The organism is Paenibacillus sp. FSL K6-1318 (assembly GCF_037976905.1).
GTDB classification, from domain to species: domain Bacteria; phylum Bacillota; class Bacilli; order Paenibacillales; family Paenibacillaceae; genus Paenibacillus; species Paenibacillus amylolyticus_A.
In genome coordinates, this window is sequence record NZ_CP150270.1 from 4,494,067 (window position 1) to 4,513,507 (window position 19,441).

Annotated in this window: 19 protein-coding genes; 1 reads left to right on the top strand and 18 read right to left on the bottom strand. The window is 47.9% G+C overall.

Translation table 11 applies throughout. The features are described from left to right. Window positions 1-343 precede the first annotated feature (343 nt). The gene (gene rpmB, locus NYE45_RS19830; protein WP_017687459.1) at window positions 344-532 is read left to right on the top strand and encodes a 50S ribosomal protein L28; all 189 of its coding nucleotides are present in this window, start codon (window positions 344-346) and stop codon (window positions 530-532) included. Between the two features lie 193 nt (window positions 533-725). On the opposite strand, the gene spoVM is transcribed toward rpmB, so the two are convergent. The 18 genes from spoVM to dapF form a co-directional block, all read right to left on the bottom strand. Then, the gene (spoVM, locus tag NYE45_RS19835; RefSeq protein ID WP_019424875.1) at window positions 726-806 is read right to left on the bottom strand and encodes a stage V sporulation protein SpoVM; all 81 of its coding nucleotides are present in this window, start codon (window positions 804-806) and stop codon (window positions 726-728) included. Between the two features lie 167 nt (window positions 807-973). Further along, on the bottom strand, window positions 974-1,225 hold the full coding sequence (locus tag NYE45_RS19840; protein ID WP_062835351.1) for a hypothetical protein: 252 nt from the start codon (window positions 1,223-1,225) through the stop codon (window positions 974-976). Window positions 1,226-1,228: 3 nt separating this feature from the next. Next, entirely contained in the window at window positions 1,229-1,888 is a 660-nt protein-coding gene (gene rpe, locus NYE45_RS19845; RefSeq protein WP_017687456.1) for a ribulose-phosphate 3-epimerase, read from the bottom strand. 1 nt (window position 1,889) lies between these two features. Next, window positions 1,890-2,798, bottom strand: coding sequence for a ribosome small subunit-dependent GTPase A (gene rsgA / locus NYE45_RS19850; RefSeq protein ID WP_062835353.1), 909 nt, complete (start codon window positions 2,796-2,798; stop codon window positions 1,890-1,892). A 61-nt stretch (window positions 2,799-2,859) separates the two neighbouring features. Continuing rightward, window positions 2,860-5,070: a Stk1 family PASTA domain-containing Ser/Thr kinase gene (gene pknB / locus NYE45_RS19855; protein WP_340013716.1), complete on the bottom strand. Its 2,211-nt coding sequence runs from the start codon at window positions 5,068-5,070 to the stop codon at window positions 2,860-2,862. Next, window positions 5,067-5,843, bottom strand: coding sequence for a Stp1/IreP family PP2C-type Ser/Thr phosphatase (locus NYE45_RS19860; RefSeq protein ID WP_076333313.1), 777 nt, complete (start codon window positions 5,841-5,843; stop codon window positions 5,067-5,069). The genes pknB and NYE45_RS19860 overlap by 4 nt, the downstream gene beginning before the upstream one ends. Window positions 5,844-5,850: 7 nt before the next feature. Further along, a complete protein-coding gene (gene rlmN / locus NYE45_RS19865; protein ID WP_036614609.1) occupies window positions 5,851-6,891 on the bottom strand; it encodes a 23S rRNA (adenine(2503)-C(2))-methyltransferase RlmN in 1,041 nt (346 codons plus the stop codon). Between the two features lie 253 nt (window positions 6,892-7,144). Further along, the gene (rsmB, locus tag NYE45_RS19870) at window positions 7,145-8,665 is read right to left on the bottom strand and encodes a 16S rRNA (cytosine(967)-C(5))-methyltransferase RsmB (RefSeq protein WP_340013717.1); all 1,521 of its coding nucleotides are present in this window, start codon (window positions 8,663-8,665) and stop codon (window positions 7,145-7,147) included. Next, on the bottom strand, window positions 8,662-9,615 hold the full coding sequence (gene fmt, locus NYE45_RS19875; protein WP_340013718.1) for a methionyl-tRNA formyltransferase: 954 nt from the start codon (window positions 9,613-9,615) through the stop codon (window positions 8,662-8,664). Before fmt ends, rsmB begins: the two co-directional genes overlap by 4 nt. Window positions 9,616-9,627: 12 nt before the next feature. Then, entirely contained in the window at window positions 9,628-10,116 is a 489-nt protein-coding gene (gene def / locus NYE45_RS19880) for a peptide deformylase (protein WP_062835357.1), read from the bottom strand. Between the two features lie 118 nt (window positions 10,117-10,234). Further along, window positions 10,235-12,784 carry a primosomal protein N' gene (priA, locus tag NYE45_RS19885; protein ID WP_340013719.1) on the bottom strand — a complete coding sequence of 850 codons (2,550 nt, stop codon included), beginning with the start codon at window positions 12,782-12,784 and terminating at the stop codon, window positions 10,235-10,237. A gap of 3 nt (window positions 12,785-12,787) precedes the next feature. Then, window positions 12,788-14,023 (bottom strand): bifunctional phosphopantothenoylcysteine decarboxylase/phosphopantothenate--cysteine ligase CoaBC, encoded by a 1,236-nt coding sequence (gene coaBC, locus NYE45_RS19890; RefSeq protein WP_340013720.1) that lies wholly within the window; start codon window positions 14,021-14,023, stop codon window positions 12,788-12,790. Between the two features lie 249 nt (window positions 14,024-14,272). Continuing rightward, window positions 14,273-14,485: a DNA-directed RNA polymerase subunit omega gene (gene rpoZ / locus NYE45_RS19895; RefSeq protein WP_036614619.1), complete on the bottom strand. Its 213-nt coding sequence runs from the start codon at window positions 14,483-14,485 to the stop codon at window positions 14,273-14,275. A 157-nt stretch (window positions 14,486-14,642) separates the two neighbouring features. After that, window positions 14,643-15,215: a guanylate kinase gene (gene gmk / locus NYE45_RS19900; protein ID WP_017687445.1), complete on the bottom strand. Its 573-nt coding sequence runs from the start codon at window positions 15,213-15,215 to the stop codon at window positions 14,643-14,645. Between the two features lie 13 nt (window positions 15,216-15,228). After that, window positions 15,229-15,489: a DUF370 domain-containing protein gene (locus NYE45_RS19905; RefSeq protein ID WP_006209218.1), complete on the bottom strand. Its 261-nt coding sequence runs from the start codon at window positions 15,487-15,489 to the stop codon at window positions 15,229-15,231. 51 nt (window positions 15,490-15,540) lie between these two features. Then, complete coding sequence (locus tag NYE45_RS19910; protein ID WP_076333317.1) at window positions 15,541-16,440, bottom strand: YicC/YloC family endoribonuclease; 900 nt, start codon at window positions 16,438-16,440, stop codon at window positions 15,541-15,543. A gap of 19 nt (window positions 16,441-16,459) precedes the next feature. Then, window positions 16,460-18,349 (bottom strand): bifunctional homocysteine S-methyltransferase/methylenetetrahydrofolate reductase, encoded by a 1,890-nt coding sequence (locus NYE45_RS19915; protein WP_340013721.1) that lies wholly within the window; start codon window positions 18,347-18,349, stop codon window positions 16,460-16,462. 215 nt (window positions 18,350-18,564) lie between these two features. Continuing rightward, entirely contained in the window at window positions 18,565-19,398 is an 834-nt protein-coding gene (gene dapF / locus NYE45_RS19920; RefSeq protein ID WP_340017407.1) for a diaminopimelate epimerase, read from the bottom strand. Window positions 19,399-19,441: the final 43 nt, after the last annotated feature.

Genomic DNA, 19,441 nt, shown 5'->3' on the forward strand with positions numbered 1-19,441 from the left:
AAAAGCAGACCACCGACCTCTAAGTACGGTTTATTCTCCGACTTCCTCGCGGCAACAGCCTGTTCACCACTGTATTATGGACTATTCAACATTGTACTATATTAGACAGGAGAAATAAATAAAGTTTTTGGATCAGTTGACGAAGCTTTTTTGATTATGATATTATATTCAAGTATTGTTTTATGCAGGTTAAGTAATGGAAATGATCCGGTCATGCCGGCTTAAACAACACCATTAGCTACTGAAACCTGATCTTCTTGGTCAGGAAGAACAATTTAGTCCTTATGGAATGATTTATCGTTTCTGAAGGCAACTGGTTATTTTAGGATAGGAGGTGTAATCTATGTCTCGCAAATGTTATGTGACAGGTAAGAAACCGGGCACCGGTAACCACGTATCCCACGCTAACAACCGTAACCGTCGTACTTGGGGCGTAAACGTTCAGAAGGTCCGCATTCTCGTTGACGGTAAACCAAAACGTGTATACGTAAGCACCCGTGCACTGAAAGCCGGTAAAGTGACTCGCGTATAATCACGCAAAGCTACTATAAATCGGGTAAGCAAAAAGCACCTTGTTCCTTGCAGGTGCTTTTTTGGTATTCAAAAAAGGATTCTTGAATACGCTCATTAACATGTGAATGGCCGCCGCATGACGCTTCGCAGGTACGAATTCCAGATAAGCCTGAGCCAAAGCGGCGGTATTCCCTGTTACCTTATCAATCTGATCAGTTCTTTTGAAACGTATTAAGAATCGCCTTTACAAACCCTCCCAAAAACTTCGGCAGTTTGAATGTGTAAAATTTCATAATTCACCCTCCCCATCATGCTCATGCGTCCGCCGTATCCTATGCTTCAGGCCTTCTTTACCTCTAACACGACAAAAAAGGCTACATGAGAAACCTGCTCATGTAACCATATTTATGCGGAACCTTCGATCCCTATTCCACAATGACAAGCCCGAAGATCAGGTCATTTACGTTTGGGAAGGAATGTATTGATAGACAGCGATCATGAAAACACTCAGTAAATAATACAGTATGCTGAATATGACAAAAGTAACCCGATGTCCGGTACGATCAAATTTGCGGAAATACATAATAACAACGCCCACCCCGATCAATGACGTAATGGCATTATACGGGGATTGAATAACCGCAAACAAAGCAAGCACAAGTCCCGTCGCGAGACTCGCAGCCATCGTCCACAGCGTCTCCTTGAGGGTCATAGATCAGCCTCCGTAGCTACGACGGATTTCAGTAATCGCTGCAGCACGATCCTCACGACCAAATACGGCACTTCCGGCAACGAGTACATCCGCTCCAGCTTCCACCACAAGCGGGGCTGTATCGGCAGCAATTCCGCCATCTACTTCGATATGTACATCATGGCGTCCCTTTTCGTTCAACCAAGTACGAATCTGCTTGATTTTGTTCATGGTACCCGAGATAAATGCCTGTCCGCCAAAACCAGGATTTACCGTCATGACAAGAACCATATCCACATCATCCAGAACCTCGAGAATGGCTGATGCTGGCGTTCCCGGATTAAGGGCAACTCCTGCCTTCACTCCTTGCTCCTTGATCAGATGAATAACCCGGTGCAGATGTACACAAGCCTCAGCATGAACGGTAATTACTGCTGCTCCCGCTTTGGCAAATTCCTCAACATAACGTTCCGGATTCTCAATCATCAAGTGCACATCGAGCGGCAAGCTTGTATGTGGAGCGATCGCCTTCACAATCGCAGGTCCAAGCGTAATATTAGGGACGAAATGACCGTCCATAACGTCAACATGAATCCAGTCTCCTCCTGCAGCTTGGGCTTCTGCAACTTCAGCACCAAGTCGGGCAAAATCAGCTGATAATATCGATGGGGCAATTTTAATCATGTTAATACCTCCGCTTCTTATCTTTCATTTCGGTCAGGAACAGCACATAGTGCTGATATCGGCTTTCGGAGATCAGACCTTCCTCCTTGGCCGCAAGCACACGACAGCCTGGTTCATGTGTATGGGTACAACCTCGGAATTTGCACTGATCTGCGAACTGGGCGAATTCCCGGAAACAAGTGGAGAGTTCCTCCACACCGATCTCCAGAAAGTCCAGTTGGCTGAATCCTGGCGTATCCGCAACAAATCCACCATTATCCAACGGAATAAGCTCCACGTGTCTGGTGGTGTGTTTCCCTCGTCCTAGACGCATGCTGATCGCACTCGTCTCCAGCGTCAGGCCGGGCATCAATGCATTTAACATGGACGACTTGCCTACACCGGATTGACCAGAGAAAACGCTAATCTTGCCAGCGAGACGGTCTCTGAGCAGTTCACTGCCTTCGCCGGTACGTGAACTTGTGGAGATCACTTCGTAACCAACCTGTTCATACAATGCTTTCACTTCAGCAACAGTGTCTTTGGCTGGATCAGCCAAATCCTGCTTGGTCAGCACAATCAGAGCATCCAGTCCAGCCTGCTCGATGTGAACGAGGAACTTGTCCAACAGATTCAGGTTCATATCCGGTTCTTTCACTGAGAATAACAGAACAGCCAAACTTACGTTGGCTACCGGAGGACGGATGAGTTCTGTCTCACGCTTGCGGATTTCATCTACCGTTCCTTCTCCGTTCTCTGTCAGCATGTAGCTGACGCGGTCACCTACAAGCGGTGACGTTCCTCGTTTTCTGAAGATACCTCTGGCTCGACATTGAACGGCGGAACCTTCAACCGAAGGAACCCCGTTGTCTTCCACTGGCATGACATAATAGTAACCGCTTAGCGCTTTAACGATGATACCTTCTGGCATAGCTCCGTCGCCCTCCTTTAGATGGTGGTACATTTACTCCAGACGCCAGCATAAGCCGCCCTTATGGACGGCTTGATGCGTTAATGACTTCCTTTTTCTTCTCTTTTTCCTTGCCGTGCCCCTTACCATTATTCATGGCTGAAGTGTCTTCATCTACGCTGTCACCCTCACCGTCTGCCGGTGTGGACTCAGGCTCACCTTCCTGATTGGGATCAACACTGCCCTCATCTACGTTGCCTTCACCTGGGTCAGGCTCATTTTCTGGCGGCGTCTGCGTGCTTTGTTCCGGGTCAATGGAAGGTATGTTTACTGTTCCGTTTTTGGCTTCACTGTAGGAGACAAGATACGTATCCAGGAACTGCCCATCACGATATACAGACACAGCCCCGTTTTCATTTGGAGCTAGCACAAGCGGAATGGTCAAGGTCTGGGTTGAGTTCACAGTGCGAGTTCCCCATTCCTGATTCTTGCCGCGTGCGTCTTCATACGTGATACGGATTTTACTGTTTTTGCCCTCTTCTTTGGGTGATACATTGATATTAAAAGGATATTGCAGCGCTTCAGGTGGATAACCTGTACTGATAAAGATCGTAATCTTATCGCCAGGACTCACCTCTGTGCCCGCTTCCACAGGCCATTGCTGCGTTACTTTGCCCTGGTCCACCGTATAACTTGATTCTTCCTGCACCTGAGCAAGCACAAGTCCAGCAGATTTCAGTTTTTCTTCGGCTTCACTGCGGGTAAGATTTTTCAGATCAGGCATTTTGACCGTTTCGGTACCTTTACTTACGGTTAACTCAATCTGAACTATCTCAGGATCGAATTCCTCATTGACACCAGGTGTCTGGGAAATAACAGTACCTGAAGCCACATCATTAGAGAATTCATCTTTCCGCTGAATCTGATCTTCCTTAATACCGAGTGCAGTCAATTTCTTGACAGCCTCATCATAAGTCTCCTGTTTAACATCAATCATCTTCACCAGTTCTTTTTCTGCACCAACACTGATCTGGACCTCGGAGCCCTCTTTGACGACATCGCCTTCTTTTCTGCTCTGGTCAAAGACTATGCCGGGCTCGACATCTTCCTTATACAGACGGATGACCTCATCACTGACGACGAGTCCTTTCTCCTCAAGCATTTCCCGCGCCTTTTCTTCCGTCTGGGTGATCACGTTAGGTACGGTAACTTCAGGCACAACCAGCATACCCTTGACATACCATACAACGCCCACCATAGCGATTAGAATAAGAACGGTTAATGAAATGAGTAGTGTTGGCTTCTTCCAATTCTTAGCTTTCGCCTTACCCTTGCCAGTTACTTCGTCAGATTCCATCACAGGCACTGCACCCGTTGATGTAACTCCGCGCGGTTCAGGCTTGATGGCTGGCATAACGCGAGTCTGGTCTATATCATCCTCATCCGGAAAATCAATCTTTGTTTCATTGCGTCTCTCCGGCATCAGGCAAGTTTCCAGATCGGTCTGCATCTCTTTGGCCGACTGATAACGTTCCTGCGGATTTTTACGCATCGATTTCAGAATGACATTTTCCACACTTTGCGGAATCAATGGATTGAATTTGCGTGGTTCATCGAACTCTTCCTGCAAATGCTTCAATGCCACACTGATTGGACTTTCACCCAGAAACGGAAGTTGCCCAGTCAGCATTTGGTAGAGTACGATCCCAAGAGAATATAAGTCCGATTTTTCACCAGTAACGATGCCTTTGGCATGCTCCGGTGAGAAATAATGTACAGAACCAACTACAGAACCCGTCTGCGTAATCGTTGTTGATGTAACGGCACGAGCGATCCCGAAATCCGTTACCTTCACGCGGCCATTCCGGCCAATTAATATATTATGGGGTTTGATATCCCGATGAATGATCTGATTATGATGTGCATGGTCAAGAGCATCTGCAATCTGGGAAGCGATTCGGACCGATTCGTCCACCTGCAGAGGCGCACGCTCTTTAATAATTTCATTCAGGTTTTTGCCTTCCACATACTCCATGACAATATAATGAATATCATCTTCTTGCCCCACATCATAAATACTGACTACATTCGGATGAGACAGTGACGCTGCCGATTGTGCTTCCCTGCGGAAACGGCGAATAAACTCTTCGTCATGCACAAACTGTTGTCTAAGGACTTTGATCGCTACATTCCGGTTCAACAGAAGATCCTGGGCTTTGTACACGAGAGCCATGCCGCCACCGCCGACACGCTCAATCACTTCATAGCGTCCGCCTAGCTGGTGCCCAATCATGACTCACACCCCGTTTCCGTATCCACGGAACCTTCCTTCTGCAACTCGAACAAGGCAACCGTGATATTGTCGTCTCCCCCAGCAAGTAAAGCCAACTGAAGCAGTCGGTCTGCACGATCTTCCAATGCCAGTTCCAAATTGCCAGCAACCTGAATAATCTGCTCATTGCTGACGAGGTTACTGAGACCATCACTGCACAGAAGAAGAACTTCGCCTTCTTCCAGCTTGACGGTATCCAGGTCTACCTTCACCTCGGCATCTGTTCCAAGCGCACGCGTTAGCACGTTGCGACGGGGATGATGTGACACATCCTCTTTGCTGATCTGGCCATTTTTGAACAATTCATTCACCAGTGTATGGTCCTCGGTTAGCTGGATCACAGCTTTATTCGCAATTTTGTAGGCTCTGCTATCACCGATGTGCCCAATAACACCTTCCGTATCGTTCAATAATGCCGCAACCACCGTTGTACCCATGTTGTGATACTTGTCATCTGTAGATGCCGTGCGGAAGATAACTTCGTTGGCATGCAAAATAGCATCGCTGAGAGCTGCAGACAGAGACGCATGTGACAGACCTGGTTCCAGCGTTCCCAGATCGTTCACCAACGTCTCCACTGCCAAGCGGCTTGCCGTATCCCCTGCAAGATGTCCACCCATGCCATCGGCAACAATACCCAGAATATATCCTGTATCGAGATTACGAATCCAGGCTGAATCTTCATTCACCGAACGCACCCGTCCGATATGGCTCACATGAACTGTTTTGATCAAAACGTTCTCACCTCAACTCCATATGCTTTGCACGAAGCTGACCGCAAGCGGCAGCAATATCATGTCCCTGTTCACGACGAATGGTTACATTAACACCCTGTTCCGAGAGAATCTTCTGAAAATTGAAAATGTCGCTTCTCGATGTTCTTACATACTTGCGCTCAGGAACATGGTTAACCGGAATCAGATTCACGTGGCACAACATGTTCTTAAGCACACTTGCCAGTTCTGCTGCATGCTCTGGCTGATCGTTTACCCCACCAATAAGTGCATACTCAAACGTAATTCTCCGACCTGTTTTGGCCAGATAATAACGAAGGGACTCCATCACATCTTCAAAAGGAAAACGACGGTTAACCGGCATTAATTTCGAACGCAATGCATCATTTGGTGCATGAATTGAAATGGCGAGGTTAATCTGTGTGTCTTCATCTGCAAACTTGTAGATGTTCGGAACGATTCCGCTCGTGGATACCGTGATGTGGCGCTGACCAATGTTCAGTCCTTTTTCATGGATCATAATGCGTAGGAAAGTCATCGTTGCTTCATAGTTTTCGAAAGGTTCACCCGAACCCATGATTACGATGCTGCTTACGCGCTCGCCGCGTTCGTCGAGAATTTTCTGAGCCTGAACCACCTGGGCAACAATCTCCCCAGCCGTAAGGTTACGCTTGAGACCACCCAATGTGGATGCACAGAACGTACAACCAATGCGACAACCAACCTGTGTGGTTACACAGATGCTGTTCCCGTAGTTATGTTTCATGATTACTGTCTCAATCGCATGATCATCATGAAGACCAAAGAGGAATTTAACCGTTCCATCCTTGGATTCAAACTTGGTAATTTCCTTAAGCGTTACGAATTCAAATTGCTCTGTCAGTTTTTCACGCAATGGCTTGGACAGATTTGTCATTTCACTGAAATCATTCACGCGTTTTACATAAATCCAGTCAAAGATTTGGCCACCGCGAAACGCCGGCTCCCCATTCTCCACAGCCCATTGCTGCAGTTGTTCCAGAGAATAATCATATATAAAAGGTTTCATTTTGTTGTCAACACCTATTCCTTCTTTTCTTTTCGTTGGCTTCCTTCTTTTCGTTCCATTCGTCCTATTCTATCACAAAGACCACGTTACATCCATGTATACCCTTGATATCTGTACTTCATGCATTATAACACCTCAATACCGCTATCGCACCCTGTCATCACTTTTCTCTGACAATTATATCGAAGTCCCATCACAAAGAAATCCGCCGAAGTTCCCCTCGGCGGTCATGCTTCCGTGCTCTATTAAACTGTTATTCCGCTGTTTTTGTCAACCGTGCGATGAAAAATCCGTCGCTGTGAGCGTATTGTGGCAAAATCTGAATACCACCGTTCACGACCTTCAAGTTCGCTGTCTCCGATTCAGACCAGACAGATGCTTCTGCTGGACGATATTCCGGATGTCGGTTCAAGAAGTCTGCGACCATAACCTCATTCTCAGCAGGCTCAATGGTACACGTGCTATACACCAGAATACCACCTGGTTTTAACAACGGCGCAACCCGATCAAGCAATTCACGCTGTAAGCCTGCGATATCTTCGATATCTTCTACGGATTTGGTCCATTTTACATCTGGCTTGCGACGAATAACACCCAGACCGGAACATGGTGCATCCAGCAAAATGCGGTCAAACGACGCTTTCGGGTACCGTTCGTTCAGATCAAGAGCATCTCCAGTTACAGCATCGATGCAACTCAGGCCAAGACGCTCCGCCTGATCCAGAATCAGCTGGCGCTTGTGAGCATGTACATCATTAGCGACAATACGACCACGATCGTGCATTTTCTCCGCCATGTGAGCTGTTTTACCACCTGGAGCTGCGCAGCAATCCAATACAAGTTGGTCTTCCTCCGGCGCAACCGCTTCAGCGACGAGCATGGAACTTTCGTCCTGTACAGAGAACAGGCCATCCCGATACCAGGACGTTAGAGCCATATTTCCACCACTACGTACAAGAATTCCATCGGAACTCAGCTGAGAAGCTTGAACCACTGCACCTGTGCTGGCCATCTCATGCATCAGTTTCTCCCGTGTGGTCATTGTGGTGTTGACCCGAACACTCACCGCTGGCGGCTCGTTATTCGTACGACAGATAGCTTCCGCCGTCTCTTCGCCATACTGGGCAATCCAGCGTTTAACCATCCATAACGGGTGGGAATGCTCCAGTGAAATACGTTGGGCAACGGGCAGATGTTCTGGAATACGAAGTTCATCCCTATTACGGATCATATTGCGAAGTACACCATTCACCATGCCCGAAATTCCCTGATGGCCCAGTTTCTTCGCCAGATTAACCGCTTCGCTCACCACGGCATGTTCAGGAATACGATCCAGATATATCATCTGATATACGCTGATCCGAAGCAGGCTACGAACCCAAGGTTGCAGTTTGGATACTCCTTTGGCAACGTAACGTTCCAAGAAATAATCAAGTGTATTCAATCTCGCGATTGTTCCGTACACCAATTCTGTAGCTAATCCGGCATCCGCAGGACTTAAATCCGCCTCTTTCAGACGACGGTTCAACTCCAGATTACTGTATGCTCCATCTTGCTCAACAGCACTCAGAACCTTGACTGCCAAAGCACGAGCAGATGTTTTGGGTTTCTGGGAGCGAGATGCACCACCTGTGGTAGAATGGGATGCAGAAGCATTACCTGCTGCGCCACGTGATTTACCCGAATTCGGACGGCGGTTTTCTTCGCTTCTGGCTGCATTTCCTGTGGCTTTATGACCTTGTCCTGACGAACGCCCCGGTGTATTTGCGCTCATCGCAGCACCGTTCCAGGTTTCAGTGTACCGCCACGGGCAAAGTCAGCGGCTTGCATCACCTTTTTACCCGCAGGTTGCACCTCAGTAAGCCAGAGAGATCCATTGCCTGTACGCACTTCAATACCTGACTTATTCAATTGCAGCACCGTTCCTGGCTCTGCTTGTCCAGCCTCCGAAGAAGAGGTGATGTTCGAATGATCCGGATTGGCAGCCGCCCAGACTTTGAAGACCTGATCATCCCACATTGTAAATGCACCCGAGAATGGCACAAGACCACGGATTTGATTGAACAATTCGCGTGATGTACGACTCCAGTCCATCTTCTCGTCTTCCCGAGTCAGATTACGCGCATACGAAGCCTCGGCATCATCCTGAGGGACCGCCGTTGTCTCACCTGCAATCAATCGTGGCATTTCAGCCTGAAGCAGTTTTGAACCCGCTTCACTTAGTTTGTCAAACATGGAGCCTGATGTATCTTCATCTGTAATCGGCAGTTCCACACGCGAGATCATATCTCCCGTATCCAGGCCTTCAGCCATATACATCAATGTGACTCCTGTCACGGATTCCCCGTTAATAATGGAACGTTGGATCGGAGCTCCTCCCCGATATTTCGGCAAAAGAGAGCCATGCACGTTCACACAACCGCGAACAGGCATATCCAGCACGGCTTTGGGCAGAATCTGCCCAAATGCCGCGGTTACGATCAGATCCGGTTTCCATTCAGCCAAGCGGGCTACGGCTTCCGGATCACGAAGTTTAACAGGCTGAAACACCGGCAGACCGTGGCGTTCTGCTGCGGCCTTAACCGGTGTTGGCGTCAGTACTTTTTTGCGCCCCTGTGGTTTATCAGGTTGAGTCACCACACCCACCACATTGTATCCCTCTGCAATCAGCATATCGAGAGAAGGAACTGCAAAATCAGGTGTTCCCATAAAAACAATATTCAAATCGATCACTCCTTAATTACGACGCGGTCCCGTTTGATCGGCTGCAATTTCGTACACTTTCTCGGCGATATCCGTAAAGAGTACGCCATCCAGATGATCAATTTCATGCTGGAATGCACGGGACAGCAGGCCACTACCCGTAATAATCAACTCGTTGCCTTCACGATCCAGACCTTTAACCGTAACGGTCTCAAAACGACGAACGTCACCATTAATTCCAGGGATACTCAGACAACCTTCCGGTCCGAATTGCTCCCCCTCACTTGCGATAATCTCAGGGTTAATCATCTTGATCAATCCTTGCTCATCACCAGCGTCAATAACGATCAGACGTTTCAAAATGCCGACCTGTGGCGCAGCAAGTCCTACACCTTCCGCATCGTACATGGTATCAGCCATATCATCCAGCAATTTTTGTACATTCGGTGTAATTTTCGGTACTTCTTTGGCTCTCTTGTGGAGCACCTCATCTGGTTCTTGAACGATAATGCGAATCGACATGTTGTAAGCACCTTCCTAATCCTCATCATAATTTCAGGACGATATTCTTTATTTTTGGTGTATTCATTTTTAATCTATGTTTATACCGCTTGTTTACATCCGCATTGCTGCAAAATGCTTACATTAACATTTGCGGGTCTACATCCAGACTAATGAGTAGTTTTTGCGCCTGAACATCATCGTCCATGCGCCGGGCTGTTGCAAGAGCAAGCCCAATGGCGTCTACATCCCCCCGCCATTTTATCATACATTGGAATCTGTATCTATTCTTGATCCTTGGAATCGGGGACGCTACTGGCCCCAGCACATCAAAAGCATCATTGCTGAAACGATCCAGACTGCCAAGCCATCCGGCCGCATTAGCCTTTTCCTTCAATATTCGCGTGTAGTTCTCGGCAAGACGAATCAATACCGGAAGCTGTTCATGCGAAAAGGTCACCAGAATCAGGCGACAGTAAGGTGGATATTGTAAATTGCGACGATGTAGCAGTTCCTCACGTACAAACGATACATAGTCATGCTGACTCGCATGCCCAATAGAGTAGTGTTCCGGTGTATAGGACTGAACAAACACTTCACCAGGCAATTGGTGACGACCCGCTCGGCCAGCTACCTGTGTTAGCAACTGAAACGTTTTTTCGGCAGCACGAAAGTCAGGTAAATTCAGTGCTGAATCCGCTGTTATGACGCCAACCAGGGTCACATCAGGGAAATCGAGTCCCTTCGCAACCATCTGAGTGCCTAGCAACACGTCTGCTTTTTTCTCACGAAACTGTTTCAGCAACTTCTCGTGAGCCCCTTTTTCCGTTGTCGTATCCACATCCATCCGAATGACCCGAATGCCCGGAAAGAGCTTCGCAAGCTCTTCCTCGACCCGCTGTGTACCTGTACCAAAGTATCGAATATGCTCACTTCCACAATCTGGACACACTTCAGGAGCTGCTTCCGCATACCCGCAGTAATGACAACGGAGATTATTCGAGCGCTGATGATACGTCAATGAAATATCACATTCGGGACAACCTGCCACATATCCACAACTTCGGCACATGACAAAGGTCGAATATCCACGGCGATTCAGCAGAAGTACCGTCTGTTCACCACGTTCCAGGCGCTCCTCCAGGCCTTTATGCAAAGCCCTGCTGAACATGGAACGGTTGCCTTCCTTCAACTCTTCGCGCATGTCAACGATTCGCACTTCAGGTAGCTTGTTACCCAGTGCCCGTGTTGGCATCTCCAGCAAGAGTGGTGCAAAATCATCGTTACTCTGCGAGCGTGCCGCATAATAACTTTCCAGCGAAGGTGTCGCTGAACCCAGAACAACCACGGCTTGATGCTGCTGTGCTCTTTTTACCGCTACATCCCGGGCATGATATTTCGGAGTTTCCTCCTGTTTGTAGGAAGTCTCGTGTTCCTCATCCATAATGATCAGTCCAAGCCGACTGAACGGAGCAAATACGGCTGAACGTGCCCCAATCGCAACCTTCACCTGACCCTCACGAATTTTGCGCCATTCATCATACCGTTCACCGCCTGAGAGACGACTGTGCATAACCGCAACTTGGTCGCCGAAGCGCCCTTTGAAACGTTCTACCATCTGCGGGGTCAGTGCAATCTCGGGCACCAATACGATGGCCTGACGATCCTGCTCGATGCAACGTTGAATGGTCTGAAGATAGACTTCCGTCTTACCGCTGCCTGTGACACCATGCAGCAAAAATACCCCATGGCGTTGTTCCTGCAATCGCCCATTGATATTGTCATAGACATGTTTTTGCTCATCGGTCAGAACCAGAGGTTCAGTCGCTTTGAACTTCCTGCCCTGATAAGGGTCACGAAAGACCTCAACATCCTCGGTTACGATCAGTCCCTTTTCCTCAAGACCTTTGATTGTTGCGGCCGATACCTGCAGTGTAGATAACACTTCTTTCATCGGCATGGGTAACAGCTCTTTCATTTCCAGCAAAAAAGCCAGAATCTCCTTCTGCCGCTGTGCTTTTGCCGGGAACGAATCAAGTGCTTCCTGAGCAGCAGCAATATCTACAGCCAGATCAACAGACTTCATCGTTTTTTTATTTAACTTGTCCTTGATGGCCTGACTCTCCAGCAGCACACCACCAAGCAATAGTTTCTTAATTAGCGCAGCATGATTGGGATATTTCCGACTGAGCTGTTGCAGGGGTACCTGCCCCCGACTTTTGACAAAACGGATGATATCCTGCTGCACCTTCTCGGTCGTAGACTCTTCTCCCCAAACAAATAACACCTCATCATTCGGTTGTGCACCCTCGATCTGTCCGTCCAGTGCATCACCCAGCGAGATATAGCGTTCTGCTTTCCCCTTCAATGCCGTCGGCACCATAACCTGCAATGACAAAATCCGGTTACTGGCATAACGTCCACTCATCCATTCAGCCAGTTCAACCAAATCCTTTGATAATGGGGGAACAATGTCCAGCAACTCCTGGATCTGTTTCAGCCTGAATGTTTCCTCCCCGGTACGCGGCACAAGATCAATCACGAATCCCTGCACCGTCCGATGACCAAAAGGTACACCCACCCGGCTGCCAATCTCGATCCATTCCCTCATCGATTCAGGTACCAGGTAATCAAACGGTCGGTCTGTTTCCTTCACGGGAACATCGACAATGACCTTGGCAATCTCCATATCCTAATTCCTCCCGGCAATGCGCTCCGCCGCAATCCGGAGCAACCGATGAGCCACATCGTCCTTGGCCATCACTTGAAGCTCCTCCACCAAACCATCCCGGTCATAGATATTTACCGCGTTGGTGTCTGTTCCAAATCCTGCACCCGTGCGGGTTACATCATTGGCTACGATCAGATCACAGTTTTTCCGTTCCAATTTCTCACGTGCATACATCTCAACCGACTGAGTCTCCGCAGCAAAACCAATCAAAAACTGATGGGTCTTCTGTTTTCCCAGCGTTTCAAGAATATCAATATTTTTAACAAGTTCGAGCGACAGCGTGTCGCCTTTCTTCTTGATCTTCTCGGTATAAACTTCCTTTGGACGATAATCGGCAACTGCCGCCGCCTTAACTACGATATCAGCATCGTCCCACTCGCGTGTTACGGCTTCATACATATCCTGTGCAGACTGTACAGGGATCAACTCAACGTTCTCCGGTGGCTTGGCTTGGGTATTGCCCATAACCAGTTTCACATCTGCCCCCAGATCACGCGCAGCAGCGGCGATCGCAAATCCCATTTTGCCAGATGAATCGTTCGTTATATATCGTACTGGGTCAATGCGCTCAATCGTACCTCCAGCTGTAACGACAACCTTCTTGCCTTGTAATAGTGAAGCTTGTTCGTTCCTTATACGGTGTGCAGATTCACGCTGTTCAAAGAAACGTTCTACCACATCCACAATGCTTTCCGGTTCTTCCAGACGCCCCTTGCCCACATATCCACACGCAAGCAGACCTTCACCCGGTTCGATCATCATGGCGCCCCGTTCAACAAGCAGGTTCATATTATGCTTTACAGCTGGATGATCATACATATGTACGTTCATCGCTGGCGCAATCATGACAGGAGCTGTCGTGGCAAGCAGTGTCGTTGAGAGCATATCATCTGCCATGCCATGCGCCATCTTGGCAATCACATTCGCTGTAGCCGGAGCAACCAAAACAAGATCAGCCAGATCAGCCAGATGAATATGAGATACGACTGCTGGCTCACGTTCATCAAATGTATCGGTATATACGGTGTTTCGGGTCAACGTTTGCAGCGTCAATTCGGTAATAAACTGTGTAGCGGAAGCTGTCATAATCACATGAACATCCGCTCCCTTTTGCACCAGTCTGCTGCATAATGTTGCCGCCTTGTAAGCGGCTATGCCGCCTGTCACACCAAGCACGATTTTTTTACCGTTCAACATGGTTATTTCCCCCGATATTTATACGACGTCTAAGTAAGATTCCGTTAAAATATGCTTATTGGAATCAATTTCATAATACCTTTAGTTGCTTCAATCAAGGCTAGATATAGATCAAAACGATATATCTAGTTACAAAAACGATGATTTAATGAGTTATGAAATTGATTCATTCGTAAAAAAATAACAACCTCGCGGTTGTCAATTAATCCGGCTTACGCCGTATGCAGTTGAAGAGCAGCCGCAGGCGGCTTACTCTTCTTCTTCGTCCTGTCCTTTGATGACAACGAGCAGGTCTCCATAGATTTCTTCCAGTGCAACGCCAACTTGTTTATGGGATCTCGCACCTCTTAAATCCGTTTTTTCACCTTCACGTAGCTGTCTAGCCCGGCGGGAAGCAGCAACAACAAGGGAATACTTGCTGTCGACTTTGTTCATCATTTCATCAATAGAAGGATACAGCATATTAACAAACACCTCTTCGCATTAGTATAATCACAAGTTGCCGCCTGACAGAACTGATGTGGCATGTCTTCACATTTGGCACTCCAATAAGGACTGCTTCAATACATGATATGACAACTGCCCCACTTATATCGTATTCTGCAGCGGCAAAAGGGGATTATTTATTGATCTTACAATGTTCGGCGATTATGATGCTTTCTATTCTCTTGCACGCCAAATCAATTTCATCATTAACAACAGCGTAATCATACTGCTCCAGCAGACTGATCTCATCGACCGCCACAGACATCCGGTGATCAATGGTCGCTTGACTTTCGGTACCACGACCCTGAATGCGATCTTTCAGCTCGTCCAATGAAGGAGGAAGCAGGAAAACAAAGATGCCTTCCGGGAACTTCTCTTTCACTTTTAACGCGCCTTGAACCTCAATCTCCAGAATGATGTCGCGGCCTTCGTTAATCGTTTTCTCTACAAAATCACGCGGTGTTCCGTAATAATTACCGACATACTCCGCATGTTCCAACAATTGATCTTCAGCAATCATGTTCTGGAACTCTTCATGACTTCTGAAGAAATAGTTTACACCATGTTCTTCACCCAGACGAGGCTGACGGGTTGTCGCCGATACGGAATAGATCAATTCCGGCACCCGTTTGCGCAAAGCGCTGCATACAGTACCCTTCCCGACCCCAGATGGGCCGGACAACACTACCAGTAATCCCTTAGACATATTACACTCCATTTTATTCGTCGTTATCATCATCTTTCGAAGAAAGACGATGGGCGACCGTCTCCGGCTGAACTGCAGACAGAATGACATGATCGCTATCCGTAATAATTACGGCACGAGTACGTCTTCCGTACGTTGCATCAATCAGCATGTGACGATCTCTTGCCTCTTGTATAATTCTCTTGATCGGCGCCGATTCCGGACTCACGATGGATATAATCCGGTTCGCCGATACGATGTTACCGAATCCAATGTTAATGAGTTTGATTGCCATAATCAGGTTCTTCCCCCTATACATGCGACTCTTCTGCCGAAATGTGGCCGTTCATTCGATATTCGCCGCTTGCTCACGAATCTTCTCCAGCTCCGCCTTCATCTCGACAACACGGTTCACCAGAGCCAAGTGGTTGGCTTTTGATCCAATCGTATTGACTTCCCGATTCATCTCTTGAATTAGAAAGTCTAACTTACGACCTACCGGTTCATCACTCTTCAGCAGTTCCCTGCTCTGTCCAAAGTGACTGAGTAGACGCGTAAGCTCCTCTTCTATGTTAGAACGATCGGCAAACATTGCAATTTCCATACCCAATTTATGCTCATCAAAAGGGAAAGAGCCTTCTTCCTGCATTTCCGTAAGCCTCTGCCTTAACTTGTTGCGGTAATCACTTACCACAGTCGGTGCAAGAGCAAGCATCTCGGTATGCAGTGACTCCAGACGAATAATCCGCCGTTCCAGATCACTGGCCAGATGAAGACCCTCGCGTGCGCGCATCTGCTCAAGGCTGGACAGAGCCTCTCTCAATCCTTCCTGCAAAACACGCTCCCATTCGTCCTTCTGCTCTTCGGGAATGGAACTTGTCCCATCCGAATGAACCATGACGTCCGGCAGCCCAAGCATATCCACAATACTTGGTTTGCCCTGCATTCCAAAGTGAGTCTCCAGTTGCTCTGCAGCCTGCAGATAGGCCCTGACCGTCTGTTCATTCAGAACAGCGGGAAGAGCCTGGTCTTCCTCTTTTTCTTTCATTACATAAACATCAATCCGCCCACGTTTCAAACGGCTCTGTACGATCTTCCTCAAACCGTCTTCATAATACGTCCACTCTCTTGGCAGACGCATCATCACTTCGCAATAACGATGATTAACAGATTTGATCTCTAATTGTACCTTATAGCCGCCAAAATGAAAGGCGGATTGACCGTATCCGGTCATACTGAATGACATCGGCATCACATCCGTTTTACTATTGTAATTGATTATTAGGGTTGAAACAAGTAGGACATTGATGCTCCGACTTCTCCCATACATATTGAGTCAGTTCGGCCGTCATGCCGTAGAACATAAACGGTGTCATGAGATAGATCCCTTTGAAATGTGCTGTGGCTACGTCCAGCAGTTCCTTGGCAATTTTTACCCCCATCGCACGACCCTCTTCGCCTTCCAGACCTGCCATCCGGGAACGCACTTCATCCGAAAGCTGAATTCCCGGAACCTCGTTGTGCAGATACTCTGCATTCCGTCCACTTGCCAGTGGCATTACACCTATAAAAATAGGCACATCCAGATGTTTGGTCGCTTCGTGCATTGCTACAATCAACTCAGGATCATAGATCGGTTGTGTCATGATGTAATCAGCGCCAGAGGCAATTTTCTTCTCCAGACGTTGTACTGCTTTCTCCAGATATTTCACATTGGGATTAAAAGCTGCTCCGATGACAAAACCAGCTTTCTGCTTCAGCGGTTTACCCGAGAAGGCCACCCCATCGTTCAACTGTTTGATCATGCGTATGATTTCAAAAGAAGTCAGATCGTATACCGAGCTTGAACCTGGCAGATCGCCAAATCTGGCAGGATCACCTGTTACAGCCAGTACATGATTAATGCCCAGAGCATCAAACCCCATCATGTGGGACTGCGTTCCAATCAGGTTCCGGTCACGGCAGGCAATATGCACCAGTGGACGAAGGCCCGTGCGATCCTGAACGAGGTGACCCAGCGCCATGTTGCTCATCCGTGTAACCGCTAATGAATTATCCGCTAGTGTCAGGGCATCTGCTCCTGCTGCTTTCAGAGTCTCGGCGCCTTTCATGAACTTGGCAATGTCCAAATCACGCGGCGGGTCAAGTTCAACGATAACGGTGTGACGCTGCTTGACCAGATCAACGATCGTAGGCTGTCCACCACGTCCGGAACGCTCATCCACATTTTCATGCAGTACGATACGCGCTTTGGTTTCTGACGGATCAGGCTCCAAAATAGGCGAAGGTACATAGTCAGCGAGAGCCTCTTTCATTGCAGTAATATGATCAGGTGTCGTACCACAGCAACCGCCGATAATACGAGCGCCCAGATCAGCAAATTGCACTGCCGTCTGACCAAAGTACTCCGGAGTGGCACCATAACGGAACTGACCATCGACATAGTCTGCTGCACCCGCATTCGGATAAACAGACATCGGGATACCGATACGTCCGGAGACGGTTTCCATAGCTCGCATAATCCCGTTTGGACCCGAGCGGCAGTTAAAACCGATCACGTCCGCGCCCTGCTCCCGCATGATCCGGAAGGCTTCAGGCATCGTATATCCGTCCAGGGTGTGTCCTACATCCTCTACCGCGAACTGTCCAATCACAGGCAGATCGCTCAGCTTGCGCGCTTGCAAGAGGGCAATATCCATTTCCTCGATATCATAGAAGGTTTCAAGCAGAATGCCATCCACGCCTTCATCAAGCAAAGCAAAAATCTGTTGTTGATAAAAGCGTTTCAGTTCACTTGTAGACACGTTCGTCCGCTTGCCACCTCGAATAGAACCAACTGCACCAAGCACATAACCGGTATCTCCAGCTACCTCTTTGGCAATGCGTACGCCGGCACGGTTCACGTCCTCCACCTTGGACTCCAGACCGAACTTGGACAACTTGTCATAATTGGCAGAGTACGTATTTGTTTCAAATACTTCTGTACCTGCGTCCCGATAACGGCGATGTACATCCGCCACCACTTCAGGTGAAATCAAGTTCAACTCTTCATATGAAATCCCTACCGGGAATCCCATTTGGTATAGAAATGTTCCCATGGCCCCATCTCCAACGAGAACGCGTTCCTGCATAGCTTTGCGCAAATCAGCCTTCATCCCTTTTCCCCCCGCCTAGCTGTGATCGTTTTCATACTAATGTAACATAAAAAACGCTAAAAAACGAAGAAAAACACAGGTTTTTGATGAGTATCCAGCTCATATGGACTTTTTTGCCATACAGCCCCCAATATGTCCCTGTACAGGAGACACGACCTGTCCTTTTTGACAAAAAAAGAGGCCCGCAGGCCTCCTGTGTTACACCGTTCACTTGATTATGAAGTAACTCCCTTAAAAACAACCTCTGCAGGTCCTGTCATATAGACATGATTATCATCTTCATTCCACTCAATGTGGAGATCTCCACCCTTGAGGCTGATGACAGCTGTGCGATCTGTATGTCCATTCAAGACAGAGGATACCAGTGTTGCACAAGCTCCGGTTCCACAAGCAAGTGTTGGACCAGCTCCGCGTTCCCATACACGCATGTCCACATATCCACGGTCACGAACTGTGGCGAATTCCACATTGATTTTTTTTGGAAACATCGGATGCACTTCAAGAAGCGGTCCCCAAGTCGTGAGATCAAAATTCACAGCATCATCAACATAGATGACCGCATGCGGGTTACCCATGGATACAGCAGTGAATTTGAACGCATGTCCATTTGCTTCAATGTAGTGATCAACCACGGGATTGGCATCCACCGTTGTAGGCACTTGAAGACCGTTCAGGATCGGCTCACCCATATCCACACGAACCGTTTCCACTTTACCATCACGAATATTGAGACTCACAGGTTGTACACCTGCACCAATCGTTTCAATGGTAATTTGCTCCTGGTTCACGTGACCATGATCGTATACATATTTGGATACACAGCGAATGGCATTCCCACACTGTTCTGCTTCCGAACCGTCCGAATTCATGATACGCATCTGAAAGTCCGCCTTTTCTGAAGGCAGTATATAAACCAGGCCATCCGCACCGATGCCGAAGAAACGGTTGCACCATTTCACAGCCAATTCTGCTGCATCTGTCGGAAGCTCCTTTTCACCAAATACAACGATAAAATCGTTACCAAGTCCATGCATTTTCGTAAATTCCATAATCTTGCCCACTCCTTTTGGCAGTCTGCTGCCAAAGCTATAT